The following is a 21,829-nucleotide window of genomic DNA, read 5'->3' on the forward strand; positions in this document are numbered from 1 at the left end:
GATTTACTCAGACAATATCAGCACCACAATCACCAAACTTGCAGCGTCGCGGGTAATTCGGATTACGACCAACGTTTAGCTTATAATAGACCGTATCATTCATAGCGAGCGCATAACCAGAAGAACTAAATTCCTTCAGCCGATCATAAATTATGGCCAGTTCGCTTCGCTCATATTTTATTTTATAGAGTTCTCTATCTCGATCCTTTAATCCTAACCTAAGAAAGTCAACCAAGCTTCGCTCATGCCGCTCGACGGCATCCAACTCAGAGTAACCTTCTGATGGGCCGTGCCCTTGCGAATTGACACGAGACAATACTTTATGCCACTCCGGCTTGGTCTGAATACTTCTAAGCACACAAAGCACCGCTTCTTTTCGTTCACCGTAACGATCGAGAAATTCTATGTTCCCTGGATCTATATTATCCCATTTACCATGCCGCGTTAGAAGGTAAAGCAATATACCCTTAGCTTCAGGTGTGTAGCGCAACAGATCCGACTCTCGGGTGATAATATTTTTAGCTAACTGATTCCGTCGTTGCGAAGCATCAATACTCTTTTTCGTCTCATCAGCCAATTCACCAATCTTTTTTTTGAAATCATTTGCAACTTTTTCAATCGACCCCTTTGCGAATGAGTAATACTCATACACATTCTTTTCCACGACTTCCATTTGCATGACACAATACTTCGTATACACACTAAATGCGGCCTCATCCATTACTTTAAAAAAACCATAATCCCTTTGATTCAGTTGATAAATCAACCAAGCACCAAACTCCAGAAAAGTATTGCCATTCACCTCACAAATAAAGCCACCTTTGGCCCCCAACCCTTTGCATAGAGAGGCTGCAAAACGAAAACAAAACTTCCCATTAATAAAAGTACAATGAAAACTTAAGCCGGCACCCACCCCCGCCAACCCTGCAATACTGGGTCCTATTTTACAAAAATCGACGTACTCTCCAGTAGTCTCCAGTATACCGCCATTTGTTTCCCCTGCCGCTGTCGGCTTTAACCATTGCAGTGAGCCCGTCAGTGTTCCTTCCGCCCTCGCACCCGCAAAAGCTTCTGCGGAAAGTTTTATCCCTTCATCTTCACTATTCATCTGCTGATGAAAATCGTAAGCTCGGCTTCTTCTTTCACTGAAACGTCTCAAACGACCAGGTTGGCCCATGACGGTTTGCTGGTCACCACTACTGACTACCTGGAATTGCGCCTCCACCTGAAGCGTCGCTCCAATAAATGCGGCCAAGCGAACGTTCAAACTTAGGCGCATCATTCCTAAATCAAACGGGACCTCGTTCTCATCAGAGGGATTAACTGTAAGCGCCCATCCGATGCGATCCGGGGCGTAAATTGAAAAGGACGCTATGCCGGCAGCCGCAGTTAAGCTGCCGCCACCCTCTCCTTTGATGGAGAATTGTTGCTTACGTGGATCAACTTCAACATTTGCGCCGAAATTGGAAACAAAGCGCATAAACTGTGCTCCGCCCTCAAAATCAATATGATCCCCCCAGCTTGCCTCACCTTGTGCGGCAGCATTCCAGCTATCTGCCCAGTCAAAAAGTGAACAATCCCTACTCAGCGCCTCAGGATCAAAACCAAGGCCTGCCCATTTAACAACATCCTTCAGATCAATTTTTATTTTTGGCCAATTCAATCCGGCAAGTTGCCTTTGAAGCTTCTTGTCGTCTATGCGTCGAATTTTTCCATCACTGCGTCGTTCAAAGATACTTTCAGCGCCGCCTTTTTTGTCACGACTTTTCAACGACACAGTATGGAGTTTTCTGCCATCCTTGCCTTGACTGTAGTAACCTTTTTTTACATAAACTACAGGCGCTCGTTTCTCACCAGCTTTTCTTTTGGCAGACTGACCACTAACAGGAACAAGCTCCACAACATCATTATATTTCATGCCTTGGGTAGAAAACTCACCAATTTTTTCTTTTAACTCTTTCCGCTTCAACTCCAAATCTTCCTCAGCTCGCACTACAGCGTCATGAAATGACGCCTCAGGCGCTGCTGTGGTTTCTGCAGCAATTCCATATTTTTCAATTGCAACGGAGTAATTAATTTTTTCCTGATGAAAATCATTTACGCACTGCTGCATTTCCTTCCAATGCGCCTCAAACTCTGCAGCCTCACTATCAGCAATAAAAACCAACTCCTCGGTTTCCGGACAAAAATAACACTGTGCCGATTGATGGTGAGCCACTACAACGGGTTTACTTTTGCAAATCCTGCTCTCTGCTACTGAGATATCCGCATCGCTCATCGATTATCGCTCCGAAGTTACTCAAAGAATAACTTTATGCTTTGAAGATCAATTCCATAGTGGGATTGTGTATAACCATTCCCATCTGTCATGCCTCTCAGCACGCTGCCATCGGCAGCTTCAATTCGATACCGTACGTAAGGTTTTGGCTTGTCACTAACTTTATCTCTAACTTGAAAGCCACCTTGCATGGGACTGCTGTAAACAGGATCTTCCAGAATCATCGGTGCCAGGGCCTTTTCCAATGAGGCAGTGCCTCCCCAAGCGATATTGTCATTCTTGATATGCAGTTCACCCGGGGCACCGATCTCAACAGATCCGTCTTTTATCTTGATATAGGCACCTCTGCTAACCAGAGTGATGCCGTGTTGGGCATTGAGAACGATCTCGCCATTACTGCTATTTAAAGCGAGTTCCTTGTCTGCTTGTAACGTCATCGCATCGCTTTGTGCCTGAATGTCCACAGGGCCACGAGCCGCAATTAATCTGAGCCCTAACTTTTGAGCGAACAGACTGATAGCCTCACCTGCGGCTACGCTAAAACGTTTGAATAGGCTGAAGTCAGCACTGTCACCAGCCGTAGCTGTAATAGAGTTTTCTGCCGATAGTTGGATGTTTGCAGGTGTAACCATAGCTATCCCGGCAGGTGCCGAGGCAAGGAGTCCCGCATCTTTGAGCCGCGCCAATGCCTCCCGCAGGCTCTGTTGGGCCTGATTATCAGCTGGTAATGCTCCCGACACAGCTGCGCTTTGCGCCAGTGCGTTCACCAATGCCAGAGCGTTATTGAGCTGAGCCAACGCTGCTCCCATCTCCAGCATTGTCCCTTGGGCTTGAGGCTGAGCGTCAGCACTGATGAAGATGCCACTGCCGCCACGGATCGCGGCATGCCCATCAGTGCGCAGTTCCGCGCCCTCCCCGCGAGGCCGGCGCTCGGCATCGACCAGATGCCCGAGATTTAGTTGAGTCTTGCCACTGTGCTCCGTACTGAGCTTGATGTGCTCCTGCCCGCGGGCGTCGTCCATGCGCAGTTTGTTGTTGGCCGGGGTGCGCAGCACGTTGCGCTTGTCGTTGCGTAGGGTAACGTGGTCCACATGCCGGCTGTCGTGCAGGGCATGGGCGATGTAGGGCCGGTCCGGGTCCCCCTGTTCGAAGGCGATAGCCACCTCAGTGCCGGCGATAAGTGGTAAATGCAGGCCATGAGTGTCGCCGGCGTAGGGTCGGGCCAGGCGTAGCCAGGCACTTTCCTCACCGGCTTTCCAGCTGTCGCGATCGAACAGAAAACTCACCCGATAGCGCCCTTCCAGGTCGATATGCGCGTAGGGATCGTTAGCCTGTGGGCTGGTGACGCGGGCCGGCACCGTACCGGCGATCTGTGGCTTGCCCAGCAATCTAGGCCGAAAGCCTATCGACTCCGAATAGGGAATCGCGTCGAACCTGGCCTCCAAACTCCGGTCGCGTGCGGCCTCGACGGTCAAATGTGTAATGACCACCCCAGGCTCGAACACCTGTGGTGCCCCGTCAGAGACCGTCAGCACTTGCCCTGGGGCAAGCGTTACGCTGCTGCTGACGCCATTGCAACGCGTCTGGTCGTTGAGAAAGCGTTCATGATTCAGGCGCGCATAGAAGTAGCCACTTTCGCTGAGCAGGTCCTCATCTTGGTCAATGGCGTCACCCAGCGCGGCATAGGGTTCACCGTAGTGATAGCCTTCGCCGTAAGTAGTGGTGGCCCCCCGGCTGTGATCAACCTCACCATCCAGGAAAGCGGCCGCGTCCCGGTGGTGATAAGCCCGCACATTGATGTGCTGCTCCACCACCTGATGCTCAACTTGGAGCGCCCATACGCCCTCCTGCCCATTGCTGGTCAAACCCGACAGCGGGCGATGTGGCAGCGTGAGTCCAAACTGGTAATGGCGTTGATGGTCGTGAAACTCGACCACATCGATGGAAAGGCGATCATCGTGGGTAAAGCGATACCAAATGCCGACCTCCGCCAGCAGACGGCTGATGAAGGCCAGATCGCTCTCACCGTACTGCATGACCTGTTCACGCTTGGGATACTCGCGCGCCAGGTCAAACAAGAAGTGCTGCCCTTCGAACTGGTGGCGACTACGGAGGACACTTTCAACGATTTCCGGCACCGACTGATGCTGGTAGATCCGGTACTGCTTGCCACGCCCGAGCAATGCCAGGTGCGCTTCGAGTGTGACTTGGTAGCGGGCTTCATCCCGGGAACCGGAGACACGCTTGAAACCGGTGATCACGCCATGCAGCGTACGTGAAGCAGCGTTGATCATTGAGAGCTGGACGGTGGGTTGAGACTTGCCCAGATAAAAGCTGGCATCCTTCCCGAGGATCTGCGCAGCCTCGATATCCTGCTCCGGGGAAGTGAATGCCACGGTGTACTTGAACGGTTTGCTCAGCCACTCTTCACCTTTGAACGACAGTACATCAAGCTCAACAGCAAGCTGGTCGACTTCAAGCTGGTAGTGGTTATGGGTGAAACCCATTATTGGCTTCGACATCATCAAACCCCCTCGGCAGCCGCCACGGCTGCGTGGTGTTCATCTGCAAAGCTCAAGCTGATGCCGGCGTCTTCGCAGTATCCAAGCGTCACGGCTTGGGTTGGCTGTCCGAGCGCTTGGCGCTGGAGTAACTGCTGACTGAGCACCGGCAGGATCTGTTGATTGAGCAAGCTATCGATATTGCGAGCGCCGGTATCGGGCAAAAGGCAGGCAGCTACCAGCGCTTCGTAGAGCGAGTCATCAACCTCACATTGCAGGCCGTAATGACGCAGCAAGCGCTTGGCCACTTGATCGAGTTTGATGGCGACAATGCGCTTGAGTGCATCGGCCCCCAATGGGCGGTAGATCAATGTCTGGAAGCGTGCCAACAGTGCAGCCTGGAAGTGCTCGCGTAACACGGGACGCAATAGTTCATGCAGAGCAGCTTCCTCAATGTCTGGCTGCCGCTCAACCCACCCCTGCAGCAGGTCACTGCCCAGGTTGGAAGTCATGAGAATGACCGTGTTGCGAAAATCGATCTCCCTTCCTTCTCCATCACGCATGAAGCCCCGGTCGAACACCTGATAGAACAGGTTGAGCACATCACGGTGGGCCTTTTCGACTTCGTCCAGCAACACCACGCTATAGGGATGCTGGCGAACGGCTTCGGTGAGTACGCCGCCCTGGCCGTAACCTACGTAGCCAGGCGGCGAGCCCTTGAGTTGGCTAACGGTATGCGCCTCTTGGTACTCCGACATGTTGAGCGTGATCAAGGACTTCTCACCACCGAACAAACTGCTGGCTAATGCATGCGCCGTCTGCGTTTTACCAATACCGCTGGTTCCTACCAGCAGGAAGACGCCCGTCGGTGCACTGTCGTCAGTGAGGCCCGTTCGGGCGGCGCGCAACCGTTGTGCAAGTGCAAGCAGTGCTGGGTCTTGACCAACAATACGCTCGGCCAACTTATCTTCCAGGTTCAACAAGCTGGCGTGTTCGTCTTTGAGCAGGCTCCCAAGGGGCACACCGGTCCAGTCAGCAATCACCTCACCAACACTGCGGGCGCAAACGTCGAGTGACAGTAGCGGCCGACTACCCTGCACGTAGCTGAGGTCTTTTTGAAGCTGAGCGCAGGCGGCTGTATCAACCTGCTCTGCCTGACGAGCATGTAGCAGCTGGTGGGTGAGATTGAGCTCTTGCTGGTATTGCAGCTCCAACGCGCCTTGCTGACCTTCAAGTTGGACCAGTTGTGCATTGATCTTTACCAGGCGCGGCTCAGTCAGGCTGCCGGTTAACTGCGCATCCTCTTCCAGCGCCATTCGCTCGGCGGTCAGCGCCGACTTTTGCGACTTCAGCTGGACCAGTGCGTGAGGCTCACAATCCAAACTCATGCGAACCCGCGCACAGGCGGTATCAACCAGATCAACCGCTTTGTCTGGCAAGCGTCGCCCCGTCAGAAAGCGGCGAGACAAGCTGACCGCCGCCTGCACTGCGGCGTCTTGAACATGCACGCCGTGGTAGCTGGCATAACGGGCTTTAAGCCCTCGCAGCATCACACAGGCATTGGCATCATCCGGCTCATCGACCTTGATCATCTGGAAGCGACGCTCTAACGCCGCATCGCGCTCGAAGTACTGCTTGTATTCACTCCACGTGGTGGCAGCGATGGTGCGCAGCTCGCCACGCGCCAAAGCCGGTTTCAGCAGATTCGCCGCATCTGCGCCCCCTGCCTGATTGCCAGCACCGATCAAGGTGTGCGCTTCATCGATGAACAGCAGCACCGGCGTCTCTGACCGCTGGACGGCATCAATTACGTTCTTCAGCCGTTGCTCGAACTCGCCTTTGACCCCTGCGCCCGCCTGGAGCAACCCTAGGTCCAGAGTACGGATACACACCGGTTTCAAGCTATCGGGGACATCCCCGCTGGCGATGCGTAAAGCAAGCCCCTCGACCAGAGCGGTTTTTCCAACACCTGGATCGCCAACAAGGATAGGGTTGTTCTTGCGCCGACGGCTCAGCACATCGATCATTTGACGGATCTCATCGTCGCGGCCGAACACCGGGTCGATTTGCCCCGCTGCTGCCTGGGTAGTGACGTCATGGCTAAACTGATCGAGGACAGCGACTGATGCTTCGTCCCCCTTCAAGACGACTGCCGCCTTAGCCTCTCCTGACACTTCTGGCTTGAACAGTGATGTCTGCCCCGGTTGACGTTCTTCGGAGTCAAACTCAAGCAGCGTTTCCATTTGCTTGAACTGCGTCGGACCGACGCTCAATAGAGACCAGGCGGCGGAACATTTGAGCAAGTTAGGCGTTTCAAATAACGCCCCCAGCAAGTGAACGGATCGCAATTGCTCACAGTCACGATCCAGCGATGCCAACAACCAGGCATTGGTGATCAGCTGCTGCACCTCACCGCTCAACTGAGGTTTGCTGAGAACGCTGCGCGGCAATGTATGGAAGTGGTCAAGCAGCCCTTGCCAGATGGCATCCATATCCCACTCGTATCGGCGGGCGAGGACCACGAGATCGCCCTCGCCCTGCTCAAACAACTTCAACAGCCAATGTTCAACAGTGATATGACTGTGCCCGCGCGCCTGACAAAGTGAAGCCGCTGCCGTGAGTGCCTGGGTACAGTAGGCGTTTAGCCGGCGAAGCAGGCGGGTAGGATCGTGTGCCATACAGGGCATCCTTGTCGTCAATAATCAACATGCCGCCACAAGTGCGAGCGCATCTGAATAGCTGAGGTGTATTTGGCTGAACGCCCGCGCACGGACGCTCAACCCAAGACACTGGAGGCTGTCAACCAACCTCGGTTGACAGTCCGGTTTCATCCAGCGGCAGCGGCGCTAGGGCGCTCATTCCAGGAGTCTGAATGGATGATGTTCCCATCCTTGAATGCCCAAGTAATTTTTTCGTAGCGCAGCTCGACTAGTTCCAAGTGATTGTGTTTTTCTTTCGCCGGATCTTTGACATCGTGCATCTTCGGTGCAACTTTCACGACCTTTACGTTTTCCAGTTTGGTGTTGAAATACTCCACCTCCTGCCCGGCATCATTAATCTTGTACCATTTGAACTCCGCCTCTTTAAGCGTCTGCCCAGTCGTCACGGCCTTGTAGAGATAAGGAGAGGAGGCGTCTATCTCCTTGGTAAAAACAAAAGGCGTATGGATACGCGTACCCGTTAATTTGCCGGTATTGTTATCGGTAGGGATATACAAATCATGATCTTGACCGACTACTTCAACACTACCCTCACGGCCCTTTACATCCACCGAGCCTTTGATATCGGCTCCACCATCGTCTTTCAGCCACAGATAAACAGGAATAGCCATTTAGAAGCTCCTCATTTCAAACTTTGGGAGTCGCAGAGTGCGACTTGGGTTGCAGTCCTGAGGCCGTAGCCGAGGGCTGACAAGCCCCCGCCTCCGGCACCAGGCGAATTTCAACTCGGCGATTAGCCGACCGTCCTTGTTCCGTGTCATTACTTGCAACGGGCTCGCTTGCACCCAAGCCTTGAACTGCGAAGCAGTTGCTGGGTATGTCACCCATGTGTTGTATCCAGTCATGAACCGCCGCCGCGCGTGTTCGCGACAAACGCAAATTCTGTTCGTCACTACCCGTCGCGTCCGTATGGCCCGTGATCACGATCAACCAGCCTGGCTGGGCCTTGATGTCTGCAAGTGCATTCACCAAAAACTTGGTCGATCCTGGCTTCAACTGCGCGCTACCACTGTTGAAGAGCGACAGGCTGTCCAGGCGAACCGTGCGTGGCTTGTCAGCCACTCCCTGAGGCATCGTCGGGATGTGATGGCCGTTGATTGCGGCCAACAACGAAGGACGCAGCCTTTCGCCCTGATAGAGCCCAATCCCCAACGACCACGGTTCCCCTTGGCGATAGTAGCGGTCCAGTCGCTGCGCCTCCTGGCGAAGCACCATCAGTGCCTCCTGGCGTTGCGATACTTTGTCCGAATCGGGGCTCAGCGAAGCCGTGCTGTAGCGTCGCAAATCATCGGTGACCTGACGGATCAAGAGCGTGTTCTGCCTCGCCGAACTAATCAGCGCAACGCAAGCCGTCAGTACGAACAACCAGACTCCAATCACCACAGCCCTGCTTCGCCGACTGTGTGGAGTACTGCCAGGCAACACATGGAGCAGTGCATCAGGAAAGGGTAACGACGCGTTTGTATGTTTAGGCCCACTACCTGCGAAGGAAAGGCCAGTCCGCTCCTGTAGCCAACGGTGCCAGAGGTTGCCATCACGCGCGCCCTCAGACTTGGGACAAAATGCAACCGCAACGGCGTCCGCTGTTACGATCCCCTCGCGGGAATTACGTTTGCCAATTTCCGGCAAGCACGCTTGATTCAACCAACCCACAGCAGCGCTCAACTGCACCGTGGTTCGGAATCGATCAGCCTGGTTCTCAGGTTCTGTGCCCCTGCGCTCCCATTCGGCCAGCGTCAGGCACTCACCCACCTCACGCGCTCGCACACTTGATGCTTCAGTTTCCCAGCTGAACCAGGGCGACACCCCAACTGCGCTCGGGAAGTAGCCCACAATCAGCAGCGGCAGCGGTCTACCTCGCTTGCGCAATATCGCAACCTGGTGGCACAAGCTTTGTATCTGGTTCGCAAGCACTGCGCCGTCAGTATGGGCGCTGGGATTGACCAGCCACATGACACTGAGCTGCCCGTCCCACTCTGGCCGCTCCAGCAGCAGATCGGCCACGGCTGCGGACAACTTCAAGAGATCGGGCACTGGCACATAACACCCCTCCACTGTTACCCGTGGCGCCAACTGCTCAGCAGACGAGGCCCCAAACAGCTCAGCCAAGCAATCGCCGACCGCTAGAACGACAGGATGACGATACGAGCCAGCAGGCAGGCGGACACCGCTGCCCCACTGCAACGGTGTACGTTTCTTGGCAGTACGCTGAGTCCGGCGCCAACCCAACACCAGCAAGGCAGTGACTACCAGAGTAGCGATCGCTTGAACCTCTACAGCCAGCGGCAACGTGGCAATCAACAACCAGGACAGCGCACCGGCCCATAGCCAAAGCCCCTGTTTGTGTACCTGCGCCATTGCGCTCATCTCTGCACCGGCAAGAGCGAGGCCACTGCCTCACCTAACGCGTGATCAAGCGCCCACCAAGCACCTACCAAAAGAGCAGCTGCCATCACGATGTGAAGCAGAGGAGATCGCAACCAACCCCACATCGGCATCCGTGGGCCACTGCCTAACTGAACGACCAGCGACTGACTTGTATCCAGAGGCGGCACTTGCGCGGAGATGGCAGTCAACAACTGCTGCCGCTCCGGGTGGTTTGCCTCTCGGTAGCGCCCCAGGAATCCAAGCATCAGGACTCGATGAAATACTGTGAGTACGCAAGGGGACACAGAGGCTTCCTGCAGCGCAGAGCGCATATCTTCGTAGAGCGACTCCCCCGCCTGATGGCTGCTGAAAAACCTTGCCTGTAAGGTCTCCATCGCCCAATCCTCATGGGCACTGCCTTCGGCGCGGGCAAGTACTGTTTCGTCCAGAAGCGCACACTGCGCATGACTGATCAGATCGACGCTGCGGCGGTCCAGACCCTCCTGCTGAAGCATGGCTCGTACATGCTCGACATCAGCCACGCACCTTGACCACAGCTGCGGACTACTGTGCGCATCGGTACCGTGTCGCAACTCGACAACCAACAGATAGGTGTCCTGCAGCAACGCGTCGATGTCCACCTTGGCTGCGGTGTGCTTCTGCACTGTGCGACTCATGAGCGAAGCACCGCGAACAATTCGAGCTGGACACCCTGAAACACACTCGGGACATAGAGGGCACAGACCCCATCAGCCAGCATGGCGCGGCCCTTTGCATGGCTGAGATCGAGCGCGAAGTACTGATTCTCTAGCCGCAGCGGTATCGCGGCGGGCACATGGCTCAAAGGTTTCAGTGGAACGCCATCGAGTGCCGCATTGACGAGATGGTCCACATCATCGGGGCAACCGATCTTGCACAGCCGTGGGAATTGGCTTTGAACTTGTACGGCTGGCAGCCGGCAACGGACCGATAAATAGAAGTCAGCCCCTTCAGGCTCAAGCAGACGTGGATCGCTCAGAGAAACCTGCCAGCGGTTTGCGCTACGCGCCTCCAGGATCAGCGCCAGCACGCGGGACGGCAGGCTCGCCTCCAGCAATGTGGATAGGGTACGCATCAAGGGCGGGAAAACCGCCTCAAGGTCCGCGTGCTGGTAGGCGGGTATGTCCTCTATGTGCTGGTCTAACGAGAAGGTCAGCAGGCCACCTGCAAACTTCACCAACTGTTGATATACCTGCTCCGGATGGCGAGCAGGCTGCGCTTTTATGTCTGCCAACACCGGCTGATAAGTGTTCAGTGCGTTGAGCAACCAGAACAACGTGACATCTGCAACAGCGAAATCCGCCATTCGCTGGTTGCTCTCCCGGCGCATTCCCATCAAACGCTCACGCTTGGCGGACAGCTGGGTGAGCAGGTTGTCGAGTTGAAGCAACAACCCAGCATGAGCATCAAACTTCAGCAACGGCGGGATGTAGGTATCATCAATGCCCCACCCATCCTTGCCATCACGCAGCAAACGCCCCACCGGGCAGGTCAGATAATCCGCATTATCGTCATCAGCCAGACGCAAGCTCAGCGCATGTTCGAGCACGCTGATTGACTGTATTTCACTGGTGTAGAGATCCTTGGTATCACGCCATACCTGGTGATATCTGACGGGCCGCTCAGCGCTGCCACCCTCAAACAGGCAGTTGTTACCATTGGCCTGTTCCAGTGGCAAAGCGATCACAACCGTTGCCGTCTGGATATCTCCGGGCACTACCCGAGAGAGTTCCAGGGCACTGGGTAGTCGATCCAGCCGATCGGTGTCGATCAAAGTACCGTCTGGTAGGCACAACTGAAGCCGAGTGGCCTTCAGCTTACCCAACCTCAGCGCATCTGCATCAAACGCCACATTTTGGATGCCCCAAGGGTGGACCAAGCCCAGTGAGGCAATACTCTGGTTGGTCCACGATTCAAAGCGGGCCTGCTGTTGAAACTGCTGCGCAGACAACACCACTCCGGACGCCCATAAAGGCCGGTCGATTTTCACGACATACACTCCTGCAACCGCAATCAAGATTTTGCTTTGGGCATCTGCGAAACCAATGAGAGGTTGATGTCCATACCTTCAACCTGGAAATGCGGCACAGCGAACAACTTGACCCTGAAGAAGCCCGGGTTGTCATCAATGTCCTCGACAACCACTTTTGCCTCTCTCAGCGGGTGGGAAGCTTGCAAGTCATCTCCCGGATCGGTCATCTCGGTGACCAGGCCACTGACCCACCTATTGAGTTCCAACTCCAACAGGCGACGGTCTTTAGTTGTACCGATATTCTCCCGCTGGATAACCTTCAAATAATGTGCAATGCGAGAAAGCAGGAACACATAGGGCAACCTCGAATTGATACGACTATTTGCCGTGGCCTCCGCCGTGTCATAGATTGCCGGCTTGTGCGCTGAGTTGGCCGAGAAGAAACATGCGTAGTCACGATTCTTGTAATACGAGAGCGGAATCAAGCCCAAATTGGCAAACTCAAACTCTCGGGTCTCCGGAATCATAACTTCCGAGGGGATCTTGACTTGACTACCCGTCCCCATGTCGTACAAATGAATCGGCAGGTCGGTAACCGCGCCACCCGACTGTGGCCCTCGAATCTGCACGCACCAGCCATTGGCAATAAAGCTCTTGACCATGTTCGCCGCGAACGCGAATGTCGAGCTTACCCACAAATACTTGCTGTGATCCGGCCCCTTGACTCGCTCCACATAGTTGAAAGATCGCACAGGGTTCGTATCAGGCCCATAAGGCAAGCGCCCTAATGTGCGGGGTGTTATCCCGCCCGCATAACGAGCATCGTCAGTTTGCCTGAAGCCGTGCCACTTAATATACTCCGCACGATCCATGTAGTTACCGATATCTTTGATCGCGGACACTTCCTCCATGGTGTTTTTTCCGAAGAAGGCCGGACCAACCGAGTACAAAAACGGCATGTGGGATGCAGCCGCCACTTTCGAAACATTGCGCAACAATGCGATATCTTGCGCCCCTCGCCCAAACTCATAATTCGAAACTGCCGCCGCGATAGGCTCACCACCAGGCGTATCGTATTCCTGGGTATAGGTATGCAGATACAAACCGCTTTGCGCGATCTCCGGCGCGTCTTCAAAGTCCTGCGTCAGATGCTCCTTACTGATATCGAGCAGCTCAATTCGGACGTTTTGACGGAAATCCGTTTGGTCAATCAACGACTTCGCGCCGCGCCAGATTGATTCGACCCGTTGAAAATCCGGGTGATGCATGACCGCGTCCAGCTGGCTGCTGATCTGAGCGTCAATCGAGGCGATGTGCTCATCCAGCAGAGCCCTGTCCAGCTTCTCCACCTTGGGAGAGACTTGTTTGAGACGGTCCAGAAAAACGCTCACCGAAGCAGTAACGCGCTCATTAGCTGTCGCTTCTGACAACGCATCGATACTTTGGAACACCTCAATGCCACCCATCTGATCAAGCGGCTCAAGGTTTATTCTTTCAAACAGCGCGTGATAGACGCTCTGGTTTTCTTCCACCTGCACGGTGGCGCCACGCGATTGCGCAGAAGATTGTTCTTCGGACATTTATTAGCTTCCAGTCTGTCGAGATGATGGTTTTCTAGCGCTCGCTTGGCGGTGCAAGGGCAGCAAGTTCCTTACGCAACTCGTCACTCAGTGCTTCATCTTTAAGTATCCGCTCCAATTCAGCACGGAACGTTGCGTTATCCAGAAGATTGGCCTTCAATTCGCGCAGCAAATTTCGCATCGCCAACATTGCACGCAACTGAGGAATTTGCAGAGCAACCTGTTCTGGCTCGAAGTCCTTCATGCGCTGAAAGCTCAGTTCGACCGGTGTTTCCCCACCCTCGCCCGACAGCGTATCGTCAACAATAACCTTGAGACTCGGAGAGAGATCGGACAGCACGCTGTCAAAATTATTCTTGTTGATATTTACCTTCGGCCGCTCTGATAGCTGGCGCTTTTCCTTCCCGTTGCTGTAGTCTCCCATCAGAATGAGTTTAAGGGGAAGTTCCACCTTGCGCTGGGCGCCACCTGTATGCAGATCAAGCTTGATATTGACACGTGCCTTCGGCACTTCATTCTGAAAGCTATTTGAAGCCATACCACCTCCTGCGAACCGGGATTTCTAGCGGGAGCCAACGCCCAAATGAGCGCCACCGAACCCCAACAAAATTAATCAAGGCCAGTCGAACCACTGCGTACGACTACTTGGGCGGAAGCGCTACCCGGAAGTGCCTCCCCGATAACCATGGCGCATCTTTTGGCGCCGCGCCACCCCCTTTCTAAAATAAGGAAGCGTCCTACAAGGCATACCTAAGATGACAACAAATGTTCGAAGCCGCACACTAGAGCGCCAACATTGATGCATTTAATAAGAGCAACCCGACCGCCATCGACGCATTGACCCAAATCAACAAAAACAACCTCAGACGAAATAATGATCAACATGCATAAAATGCAAGTTATTTCCACCAAGCCGCACCAGAACAGAAAATTCCTACAAGTTCAAAAGCGCCACCCCAAACCAAAGCCGCAAATAGCAAACATGTACTAGCGCCGTGAGCGGTTAGTTAATTTTCTAACGAATATTGATATACTGTCTGCCTTCATACCTCGCCTGGTTTCTCGGATGCCCCGACCCATCGCTTCCTTTTCACTGCAACCTGCTGACGCCATTACGCTTCAACATTGGTTACGCAGGAGGACGCTGGAGCGAAGCCTCGGGCAACGGGCGCGGATACTTCTTTTACTCGCTGAAGGGGTGACCCCAAGGCCATCTGTGAGCAGTTAGAGATCACTTCAACCACAGTGTTCAAGTGGCGAAAACGCTACCTTTGAATCGACGGCTGTTTCCACCGGCAGCGCCAGTGCCGACCGATCAGCGACCGATGCCTGAATGAGCATGGGTACACACCGGATTGCGTCGCCCTGGGGCCAGGGCCTTGCCCGCAGCGACGGTCGCTTCGCCAAATTGATGGCCGGATACGCCAAGACTGACCTGCTGATCCTGGACGACCGGGGCTTGGCACCGTTTACCGCAGCGCAACGTCGCGACATGCTCGAACTGCTGGACGACCGCTACGGCAACAGCTCGACGCTGGTCACCAGCCAGATGCCGGTGGACAAATGGCATGCGTTGATCGGCTATCCGACCTTGGGCGATGCGATCCTCGACCGGCTGGTGCAAAACGCTTATCGGATCGAACTGAAGGGCGAATCGATGCGCAGGCGCGCAACAAAATTGACGGCGGCAGCGGCTTCAGACTAACAATTCAAACCTGCGTCGCTGCGCTCCGACTGCCTGTCCAAGCGAGCGTGGAATGAGCGTCCAAATGATCGTGGGCTGGGTGTCCAAGAGTCGTGGAATCCGCATGCAGCTGCCGACCGAGCCGCGTACCGTGCGCTAGGCCGTTAAGCCTGTTTCACCTGGGCGGGCGCTGTCGCCGGCACGCAGGCAAGCTGCCAAATCGCAGGCACAAAAAAAAGAGGCCCTTAGGCCTCTTTTTTGTGATCTCAGCGACGCACTGAGGATCGAATTTGGAGCGGGAAACGAGACTCGAACTCGCGACCCCGACCTTGGCAAGGTCGTGCTCTACCAACTGAGCTATTCCCGCGTCGTGATGGGTGCCATTCTAGCGATATCTAAAACGGCGTCAACCCCTTGATTCAAAAAAGTTTTATTTTTGTTCCGAACCTTCACGCAGGTGCGGCCAGGCGGCCAGCAGGTAATGGGCCATGGACCACAGCGTCAGCGCAGCGGCAACCAGCAGCAACCCGTAGCCCAGAATCACCCAGAAGGTCACCAGCGGCGGGTTGGCCAGCAAGATGATCAGCGCCAGCATTTGCGCTGCGGTTTTCCACTTGCCGAGGTTGGACACCGCCACATGCGCCCGCGCCCCCAGTTCAGCCATCCACTCGCGCAGGGCCGAAACGACGATTTCGCGGCCGATGATCACGGCGGCCGGCAGGGTCAGCCAGAAGTTGGCGTGCACCTGCACCAGCAGCACCAGGGCTACGGCGACCATCAGCTTGTCGGCCACAGGGTCGAGGAACGCGCCGAACGGCGTGCTCTGCTGCAGGCGACGGGCCAGGTAGCCGTCCAGCCAGTCGGTGGCGGCGGCGATGGCGAACACCGTGCTGGCGGCCATATAGCTCCAGTGATAGGGCATATAGAACAGCAAGATGAAGATCGGAATGAGCAGGACGCGTAGAACGGTGAGCAGGTTTGGAATATTCATCGGTACGACTGGCTGCGGGTTGAGCCCGCATTCTACTCGCTATGCAGGCTGGCATAAATCGACTCGGCAAGCTTTTTACTGATGCCGGGGGCTTTGGCGATTTCATCGATACTGGCGCGGTTGAGCTCCTGCAGGCCGCCGAAATGTTTCAGCAGGTCGCGACGGCGCTTGGGCCCTACCCCGGCAACGTCTTCCAGGCTGGACACACGGCGGGCCTTGCCGCGGCGGGCGCGGTGGCCGGTGATGGCAAAACGGTGGGCTTCGTCGCGGATCTGCTGGATCAGGTGCAGCGCCGGGTTGTCGCCCTTGAGGGTGAACTCGTGAGCTACGTCATTCAGGTAAAGGGTCTCGAAACCGGCCTTGCGGGTCACGCCCTTGGCCACGCCGAGCAGGGTCAGGTCGGTGAACGCCAGCTCCTGCATCACTTCGCGAGCCATGTTCAGCTGGCCCTTGCCGCCGTCAACCAGCAGCACGTCAGGCAATTTGCCCTCGCCGTCCTTGATACGCCCGTAGCGGCGCGTCAGGGCCTGGTGCATGGCGGCGTAGTCGTCGCCGGCGGTCACGCCTTCGATATTGAAGCGACGGTAATCGGACTTGAGCGGGCCTTCGGGGCCGAATACCACGCAACTGGCTACCGTCGCCTCGCCGCTGGAGTGGCTGATGTCGTAGCACTCCAGGCGCTGGGGCACTTCGTCCAGGCCCAGCACCTCGGCCAGGGCCTCGAACCGCGAAGCCATGTGCTGGCGGTTGGCCAGGCGGGCATTGAGCGCCTGTTCGGCGTTGGTCACCGCGAGTTGCTGCCAACGGGCACGGGTGCCACGCACGCGGTGGCTGATGGTCAGCTCGCGGCCACGCAAGGTTTGCAGCGCCTCGCTGATGGCAGCGAAGTCCTCGTGCACCACGTTGACGATCAACTCACCCGGCAATTCGCGCTCGGCATTGCCCAGGTAGTACTGGGACAGGAAAGCGGCCATCACTTCGGCCACCTCTTCTTCAATACCGACCTGCGGGAAGAAGTTCTTGCTGCCCAGCACCCGCCCACCGCGCACGCTGATCAGGTGCACGCAGGCGCCACCGGGGTTGACGAAGGCGGCGACCACATCCACATCACCAGACCCGCCTTCCATGTATTGCTGGTCCTGGACCCGGCGCAGCAAGGCGATCTGGTCGCGCAGCTCGGCTGCCTTCTCGAAGTTCAGGGCCATCGCGGCCTTTTCCATCTCGGCATTGAGCTCATTGCCCAACTGCTGGCTGCGGCCCTCGAGGAACATCACCGAATGGCGCACATCCTCGGCATATTCCTCTGCGTCGACCAGCCCCACACACGGCCCCTTGCAGCGCTTGATCTGGTACTGCAGGCATGGGCGGGTACGGTTGGCGTAGTAGCTGTCCTCGCATTGGCGTACCGAGAAGGCTTTTTGCAGCAGGCTGAGGCTTTCGCGGATGGCCCCAGCGCTGGGGTATGGACCAAAGTAGCGCCCCTTGGCTTTTTTCGCGCCACGGTGAATGCCCAGCCGTGGGAATTGGCCGTCGGACAGAAACACATACGGGTAGGATTTATCGTCGCGCAGCAGAATGTTGTACGGCGGCCGCCACTGCTTGATGAGGTTCTGCTCGAGCAGCAGCGCCTCGGTCTCATTGGCAGTGATGGTGGTTTCGACCTGGGCGATGCGCCCTACCAGCGCAGCGGTTTTAGGCGCCAGGCCGGTCTTGCGGAAATAGCTGGCCAGACGCTTCTTGAGGTTCTTGGCCTTGCCCACATAGAGCAGCCGAGTCTCGCTATCGAACATCCGGTAGACGCCCGGGCGAGCGCTACAGGTCGCCAGGAACGCGCTGGCATCAAAGACTTGGGACATGAGGTTCAGAGGCTTGCGTCGACCATACCGTGGCGAACGGCCAGCAAGGTCAGTTCGACGTCGCTGGTGACCGAGAGTTTTTCAAAGATCCGATACCGGTAAGTATTGACGGTCTTGGGCGACAGGCACAACTTGTCCGAGATGAGCTGAACCTTCTGGCAACCGACGATCATCAGGGCGATCTGGATTTCCCGCTCCGACAGGGCGTCGAACGGCGACCCTTGCGGTTGGAACGACTTGAGCGCCAGTTGCTGAGCAATCTGCGGGCTGATGTAACGCTGCCCGGCAAACGCCAGACGGATGGCCTGGACCATCTCGTCCAGCCCCGCGCCCTTGGTCAGGTAGCCGGCCGCCCCGGCCTGCATCAGGCGCGTGGGGAACGGGTCTTCTTCACACACGGTCACGGCCACCACCTTGGTGTCAGGGTGGCTGCGCAACAATTTGCGGGTAGCCTCAAGGCCACCGATACCAGGCATCTTGACGTCCATCAGCACGACATCCGGCTTGAGCTCCCGGACCAGCTTGAGCGCCGACTCGCCCGAATCCGCCTCCCCCACTACCTGCAAGCCGTCGATATCGGCCAGCATGCGTGTAATACCGGTTCGCACCAGATCGTGGTCGTCGACCACTAGGACCCTAATCAAGCAGACACCTCGTCAACAGGGCGATTGGATCCCGCCACCTTAACAAAATTTTTCAAGACGGGCCTAGCGTAAAACTTCCTTCGGAAATGTCCTACGCTCACGCCACTGTGGCCGCATCGCTTCACTGCGGCCTGCATCGCCCATCAGGCGCTCCAGCAAATGCCTAAACGCCGCTTTGTCGTCGGCCGCCAGGCGCCTGAACGCGGCCACTAAACCGGTTTCATCCGCCGTCAGGCTTTCCAGCGGCGCCGGGGTGCGCACACCGCTGAGCACATAGAGCGCGTCGACTCCTCTGGCCGTCAGGGCAGCCAGGTAATCGACCCTCGGTGTGCGCTCGCCACTTTCATATTTGCCCTGGGCATTGGGCTCGACGCCGCCGATATCACCAAACACCCGCTGGGTCATCCCCAGCCGTTCACGCTCTTCCCTAAGACGCGTACCGAGCCCATTCATACTGATGCTTCTCCTGCTTCCCTAGCCATCGTCGGATACTGCTCACAACCCTGTGGGCTCTTGCAGACTGCTCGGTCACTATGCCCATCGCACGCCGGGGTCGCAAGCCAGTATTGAGCCAGCACCTAGGGCCGCAAGCTCGATCAGCAAAGATCAGGCGACCACCTTCTGCATACGCACAAAACACTCATCCTCGCCCATTACGACAAACCCCTGGCGCCGGTACAGCCGCCGCGCCGGGTTGCTCTTGAACACCATCAAGCGCAGCAGCGGCAGCCTCTGCTGCGCCGCCTTGGCAGCCAGCGCTTGCAGCACCCAACTGCCAACCCCTTGCCCGCGATGCTCAGGCAGCAGGTGCAGCTCGCGAATGAACAATGCCTGGCGGTCCTTGCTGAGGCTGCAGAAGCCCAGCACGCGGTCCCCGTCTACGACCAGCCACTGCTCGCGCCAATCCCAGGCCTGATCGAACGCTTCTTCGATCCACAACAGATCGAACTCCCGGTAGTACGCCAGCATGGCCCGACGCGTGAGGTCACGGGCGAAGGTGCGGTGGGCATCGGTGGCAGGTATCAGCTCAATGGGCATCACACACCGTCCAGGTGCACAACCAACGGTGGCCGGGCAGCGCGCGCTTGCAGCGGATCATGGGGCTCTCCTGCCGTTGTCAGCTCACCTGGCCATGGGCCTTGAACTTGAGCTTTTCGGTATCCACACGGACGAACACCGAATCGGCGCAGACGGTCAGCACATCCCCCGCCCAGACCTCGCAGACTACCCGTGTCTTGCGTCCGACTTCACCTTCCACACGCGCCTTGAGCAGCAGCTCGACCCCCATGGGTGTGGGCTTGAGGTAGTTCAGGCCCAGGCTGCCGGTGACACAGTCGATACGCGGCAGGCTGCCGGGGGTACGCCCTTCGGCCCGGTGTTGGTAAGCCATGGCAGCCCAGTTGGAGTGGCAATCGACCAGCATCGCCAGCAGGCCGCCGTAGACGAGCCCCGGCCAGCCGGTGAAGGTGGTGTCGGGCGTGTGACGGCACAGCAGATGGATACCGTCGGCGTCCCAATGGCTCTGCACATGCAGGCCGCTGGGGTGGGCAACGCCGCAGCCGTAGCAAATGCCGTCGGGTGCGGCCAGCGCCTGCAGGGAGAGAGCTTGTTCGGTCATACGCTTCCTGTGCTTTTTGGAATGGGAAGGGATGCAAGCTGCATGGTAGCGCCGCGTTGGGCATGGGCCAATGAAAATGCGGGGCGCAAAGCGCCCCGCAAGGGTCAGGCAGGCTGCGCCACCGCCCTGGCACGCCGCTGGGTCAGCGAAACCAGCACGATGAACAACGTCACCCCGGCCGTCATCAGCGTCTCATAACGGTACGCATCACTGAACAGCATGTAGCCCAGTACCATCACGATGGTGCCGATCACCAGCCAGGTCAGCCAGGGGAACAACCACATCTTCAACTCCAGCGGCCGCCCCTCTCGATCAGCCCGGGCCCGCATGCGTAGCTGCGAGACGGCAATCACCAGGTACACCAGCAAGGCAATCGCACCGGTGGTCGACAGCAGGAAGCCGAACACCTTGCCGGGGAATACATAGTTGACGAAGCAGCCGGCAAAGCCTGCCAGGGTCGAGAGGATAACCGCCACCGTCGGCACGCCGGCACCGGAGATACGCTTGGTCATGCTCAGTGCCTGGCCGCGGGCACCCAGGGAATACAGCATCCGCGAAGCAGTGTAGAGGCCGGAGTTCATGCAACTGGTGACCGCCACCAGCACCACCAGGTCGACCAGCAGTTTCGCCCCGGGCACATTCAGCACCTCAAGTACCCGCTGGAACGAGCCCACGGCCTTGAGTTGCGGATCGTTCCAGGCCACCAGCGACACCACCAGGAAGATCGAGGCCAGGTAGAAGATCGCGATGCGGTACACCACCAGGTTGGTGGCGCGGCGGATCTTGTCTTTCGGGTTGGCGGTCTCGTCAGCGGCAATGGTGACGATCTCGGCGCCGAAGAACGAGAAGATGGTGATCAGCACGCCACCGAGCACCGTACCGAAGCCATTGGGCATGAACCCGCCGCTGTCCCAAAGCCGGCTCACCCCTGAGACTTCGGCCAGCGGCCAGAAGCCGAACACAGCCAGGCTGCAGACCACGATGAAGGCAATGATCGCGATTACCTTGACCAGGGCAAACCAGTACTCGAACGCACCGAAGTTCTTCACGCTGACCAGGTTGGTGCCCGACAGCAAGAACATGATCAGGAAGGCGAACAGCCAGGACGGTACCGCCGGGAAGTAGGCATGCAGGATGTCAGCCCCGGCGATGGCTTCGACCGGGATGATCAGCACCCAGAACCACCAGTACAGCCAGCCGATGGTGAACCCTGCCCAGGGGCCGATGGCCTCGGAGGCGTACGTGGAGAAGGAGCCGCTGTTGGGGTTGGCGATGGCCATTTCGCCAAGCATGCGCATCACCAGCAACACCAGCAGGCCAGTCATGGCGTAGGAGATGAGAATGGCCGGGCCAGCGGTGGCAATGGCGTTGGAGGAACCGATGAACAGGCCGGCGCCAATGATGCCGGCAATGGAAATCATCGACACCTGACGGGAGGTCAGGCCGTGCTGCAGGGAACGCTGCTTGTTTTCTAGCGAAGCCATGGAGAACCCTCGAATGGGTCGGCCGCCGCAGGGACGGCTGAAAAAGTTGGAGCAGAATTCTTGTAAGTGGTGATGCTCTTTTTTCTTGTTTTGAA

Annotated in this window: 16 protein-coding genes, 1 tRNA gene and 2 pseudogenes; 2 read left to right on the plus strand and 17 right to left on the minus strand. The window is 56.8% G+C overall.

Annotated elements, in window-relative coordinates; all coding sequences use genetic code 11:
• Positions 1-7: 7 nt before the first annotated feature.
• The 9 genes from JOE27_RS07000 to tssB all read right to left on the minus strand — a co-directional run bounded on the left by JOE27_RS07000 (position 8) and on the right by tssB (position 13,995).
• A complete protein-coding gene (locus JOE27_RS07000; RefSeq protein WP_148708302.1) occupies positions 8-2,278 on the minus strand; it encodes an ATPase in 2,271 nt (756 codons plus the stop codon).
• A 17-nt stretch (positions 2,279-2,295) separates the two neighbouring features.
• Complete coding sequence (vgrG, locus tag JOE27_RS07005) at positions 2,296-4,803, minus strand: type VI secretion system tip protein VgrG (RefSeq protein WP_239539309.1); 2,508 nt, start codon at positions 4,801-4,803, stop codon at positions 2,296-2,298.
• Positions 4,803-7,457 carry a type VI secretion system ATPase TssH gene (gene tssH, locus JOE27_RS07010; RefSeq protein WP_204918380.1) on the minus strand — a complete coding sequence of 885 codons (2,655 nt, stop codon included), beginning with the start codon at positions 7,455-7,457 and terminating at the stop codon, positions 4,803-4,805. The genes vgrG and tssH overlap by 1 nt, the downstream gene beginning before the upstream one ends.
• Positions 7,458-7,606: 149 nt before the next feature.
• Positions 7,607-8,110 carry an Hcp family type VI secretion system effector gene (locus JOE27_RS07015; protein WP_012315100.1) on the minus strand — a complete coding sequence of 168 codons (504 nt, stop codon included), beginning with the start codon at positions 8,108-8,110 and terminating at the stop codon, positions 7,607-7,609.
• Positions 8,111-8,126: 16 nt separating this feature from the next.
• On the minus strand, positions 8,127-9,866 hold the full coding sequence (locus JOE27_RS07020; RefSeq protein WP_177011155.1) for an OmpA family protein: 1,740 nt from the start codon (positions 9,864-9,866) through the stop codon (positions 8,127-8,129).
• Positions 9,863-10,543 carry a type VI secretion system protein TssL, short form gene (gene tssL, locus JOE27_RS07025; protein WP_177433156.1) on the minus strand — a complete coding sequence of 227 codons (681 nt, stop codon included), beginning with the start codon at positions 10,541-10,543 and terminating at the stop codon, positions 9,863-9,865. The genes JOE27_RS07020 and tssL overlap by 4 nt, the downstream gene beginning before the upstream one ends.
• Entirely contained in the window at positions 10,540-11,895 is a 1,356-nt protein-coding gene (gene tssK / locus JOE27_RS07030; protein ID WP_204918382.1) for a type VI secretion system baseplate subunit TssK, read from the minus strand. Before tssK ends, tssL begins: the two co-directional genes overlap by 4 nt.
• Positions 11,896-11,918: 23 nt before the next feature.
• Entirely contained in the window at positions 11,919-13,457 is a 1,539-nt protein-coding gene (tssC, locus tag JOE27_RS07035) for a type VI secretion system contractile sheath large subunit (RefSeq protein ID WP_204918385.1), read from the minus strand.
• A gap of 34 nt (positions 13,458-13,491) precedes the next feature.
• Positions 13,492-13,995: a type VI secretion system contractile sheath small subunit gene (gene tssB, locus JOE27_RS07040; protein WP_177011151.1), complete on the minus strand. Its 504-nt coding sequence runs from the start codon at positions 13,993-13,995 to the stop codon at positions 13,492-13,494.
• Positions 13,996-14,523: 528 nt separating this feature from the next.
• Between tssB and JOE27_RS24810 the strand changes: the two are divergent.
• Both JOE27_RS24810 and JOE27_RS07045 read left to right on the plus strand, forming a co-directional pair.
• Positions 14,524-14,729, plus strand: a pseudogene (locus JOE27_RS24810) (helix-turn-helix domain-containing protein); the annotation flags it as partial.
• Between the two features lie 100 nt (positions 14,730-14,829).
• Positions 14,830-15,162: pseudogene (locus JOE27_RS07045) on the plus strand (ATP-binding protein); the annotation flags it as partial.
• Between the two features lie 270 nt (positions 15,163-15,432).
• On the opposite strand, the gene JOE27_RS07050 reads toward JOE27_RS07045, so the two are convergent.
• The 8 genes from JOE27_RS07050 to JOE27_RS07085 form a co-directional block, all read right to left on the minus strand.
• Positions 15,433-15,508 (minus strand) — tRNA-Gly (locus tag JOE27_RS07050).
• 63 nt (positions 15,509-15,571) lie between these two features.
• On the minus strand, positions 15,572-16,132 hold the full coding sequence (gene pgsA, locus JOE27_RS07055; protein ID WP_046785681.1) for a CDP-diacylglycerol--glycerol-3-phosphate 3-phosphatidyltransferase: 561 nt from the start codon (positions 16,130-16,132) through the stop codon (positions 15,572-15,574).
• Positions 16,133-16,164: 32 nt separating this feature from the next.
• A complete protein-coding gene (gene uvrC / locus JOE27_RS07060) occupies positions 16,165-17,988 on the minus strand; it encodes an excinuclease ABC subunit UvrC (protein WP_115274360.1) in 1,824 nt (607 codons plus the stop codon).
• A 5-nt stretch (positions 17,989-17,993) separates the two neighbouring features.
• A complete protein-coding gene (gene uvrY, locus JOE27_RS07065) occupies positions 17,994-18,632 on the minus strand; it encodes a UvrY/SirA/GacA family response regulator transcription factor (RefSeq protein WP_012315215.1) in 639 nt (212 codons plus the stop codon).
• A gap of 63 nt (positions 18,633-18,695) precedes the next feature.
• Complete coding sequence (locus JOE27_RS07070; RefSeq protein ID WP_115274359.1) at positions 18,696-19,085, minus strand: helix-turn-helix domain-containing protein; 390 nt, start codon at positions 19,083-19,085, stop codon at positions 18,696-18,698.
• Between the two features lie 153 nt (positions 19,086-19,238).
• The gene (locus JOE27_RS07075) at positions 19,239-19,670 is read right to left on the minus strand and encodes a GNAT family N-acetyltransferase (RefSeq protein WP_204918389.1); all 432 of its coding nucleotides are present in this window, start codon (positions 19,668-19,670) and stop codon (positions 19,239-19,241) included.
• Positions 19,671-19,749: 79 nt separating this feature from the next.
• Positions 19,750-20,250, minus strand: a complete 501-nt coding sequence (locus tag JOE27_RS07080; protein WP_204918391.1) for a PaaI family thioesterase — start codon at positions 20,248-20,250, stop codon at positions 19,750-19,752.
• 104 nt (positions 20,251-20,354) lie between these two features.
• Complete coding sequence (locus JOE27_RS07085; RefSeq protein ID WP_204918393.1) at positions 20,355-21,734, minus strand: amino acid permease; 1,380 nt, start codon at positions 21,732-21,734, stop codon at positions 20,355-20,357.
• Positions 21,735-21,829: the final 95 nt, after the last annotated feature.

It is taken from the genome of Pseudomonas sp. M5 (assembly GCF_016907075.1).
Lineage (GTDB): Bacteria > Pseudomonadota > Gammaproteobacteria > Pseudomonadales > Pseudomonadaceae > Aquipseudomonas > Aquipseudomonas putida_E.

Bases quoted from the DNA above. Each gene is read 5' to 3' on its own strand.
- JOE27_RS07000 (WP_148708302.1), bottom strand. From the start codon at position 2,278: ATGAGCGATGCGGATATCTCAGTAGCAGAGAGCAGGATTTGCAAAAGT.
- vgrG (WP_239539309.1), bottom strand. From the start codon at position 4,803: ATGATGTCGAAGCCAATAATGGGTTTCACCCATAACCACTACCAGCTT.
- tssH (WP_204918380.1), bottom strand. From the start codon at position 7,457: ATGGCACACGATCCTACCCGCCTGCTTCGCCGGCTAAACGCCTACTGT.
- JOE27_RS07015 (WP_012315100.1), bottom strand. From the start codon at position 8,110: ATGGCTATTCCTGTTTATCTGTGGCTGAAAGACGATGGTGGAGCCGAT.
- JOE27_RS07020 (WP_177011155.1), bottom strand. From the start codon at position 9,866: ATGAGCGCAATGGCGCAGGTACACAAACAGGGGCTTTGGCTATGGGCC.
- tssL (WP_177433156.1), bottom strand. From the start codon at position 10,543: ATGAGTCGCACAGTGCAGAAGCACACCGCAGCCAAGGTGGACATCGAC.
- tssC (WP_204918385.1), bottom strand. From the start codon at position 13,457: ATGTCCGAAGAACAATCTTCTGCGCAATCGCGTGGCGCCACCGTGCAG.
- tssB (WP_177011151.1), bottom strand. From the start codon at position 13,995: ATGGCTTCAAATAGCTTTCAGAATGAAGTGCCGAAGGCACGTGTCAAT.
- pgsA (WP_046785681.1), bottom strand. From the start codon at position 16,132: ATGAATATTCCAAACCTGCTCACCGTTCTACGCGTCCTGCTCATTCCG.
- uvrC (WP_115274360.1), bottom strand. From the start codon at position 17,988: ATGTCCCAAGTCTTTGATGCCAGCGCGTTCCTGGCGACCTGTAGCGCT.
- JOE27_RS07070 (WP_115274359.1), bottom strand. From the start codon at position 19,085: ATGAATGGGCTCGGTACGCGTCTTAGGGAAGAGCGTGAACGGCTGGGG.
- JOE27_RS07075 (WP_204918389.1), bottom strand. From the start codon at position 19,670: ATGCCCATTGAGCTGATACCTGCCACCGATGCCCACCGCACCTTCGCC.
- JOE27_RS07080 (WP_204918391.1), bottom strand. From the start codon at position 20,250: ATGACCGAACAAGCTCTCTCCCTGCAGGCGCTGGCCGCACCCGACGGC.
- JOE27_RS07085 (WP_204918393.1), bottom strand. From the start codon at position 21,734: ATGGCTTCGCTAGAAAACAAGCAGCGTTCCCTGCAGCACGGCCTGACC.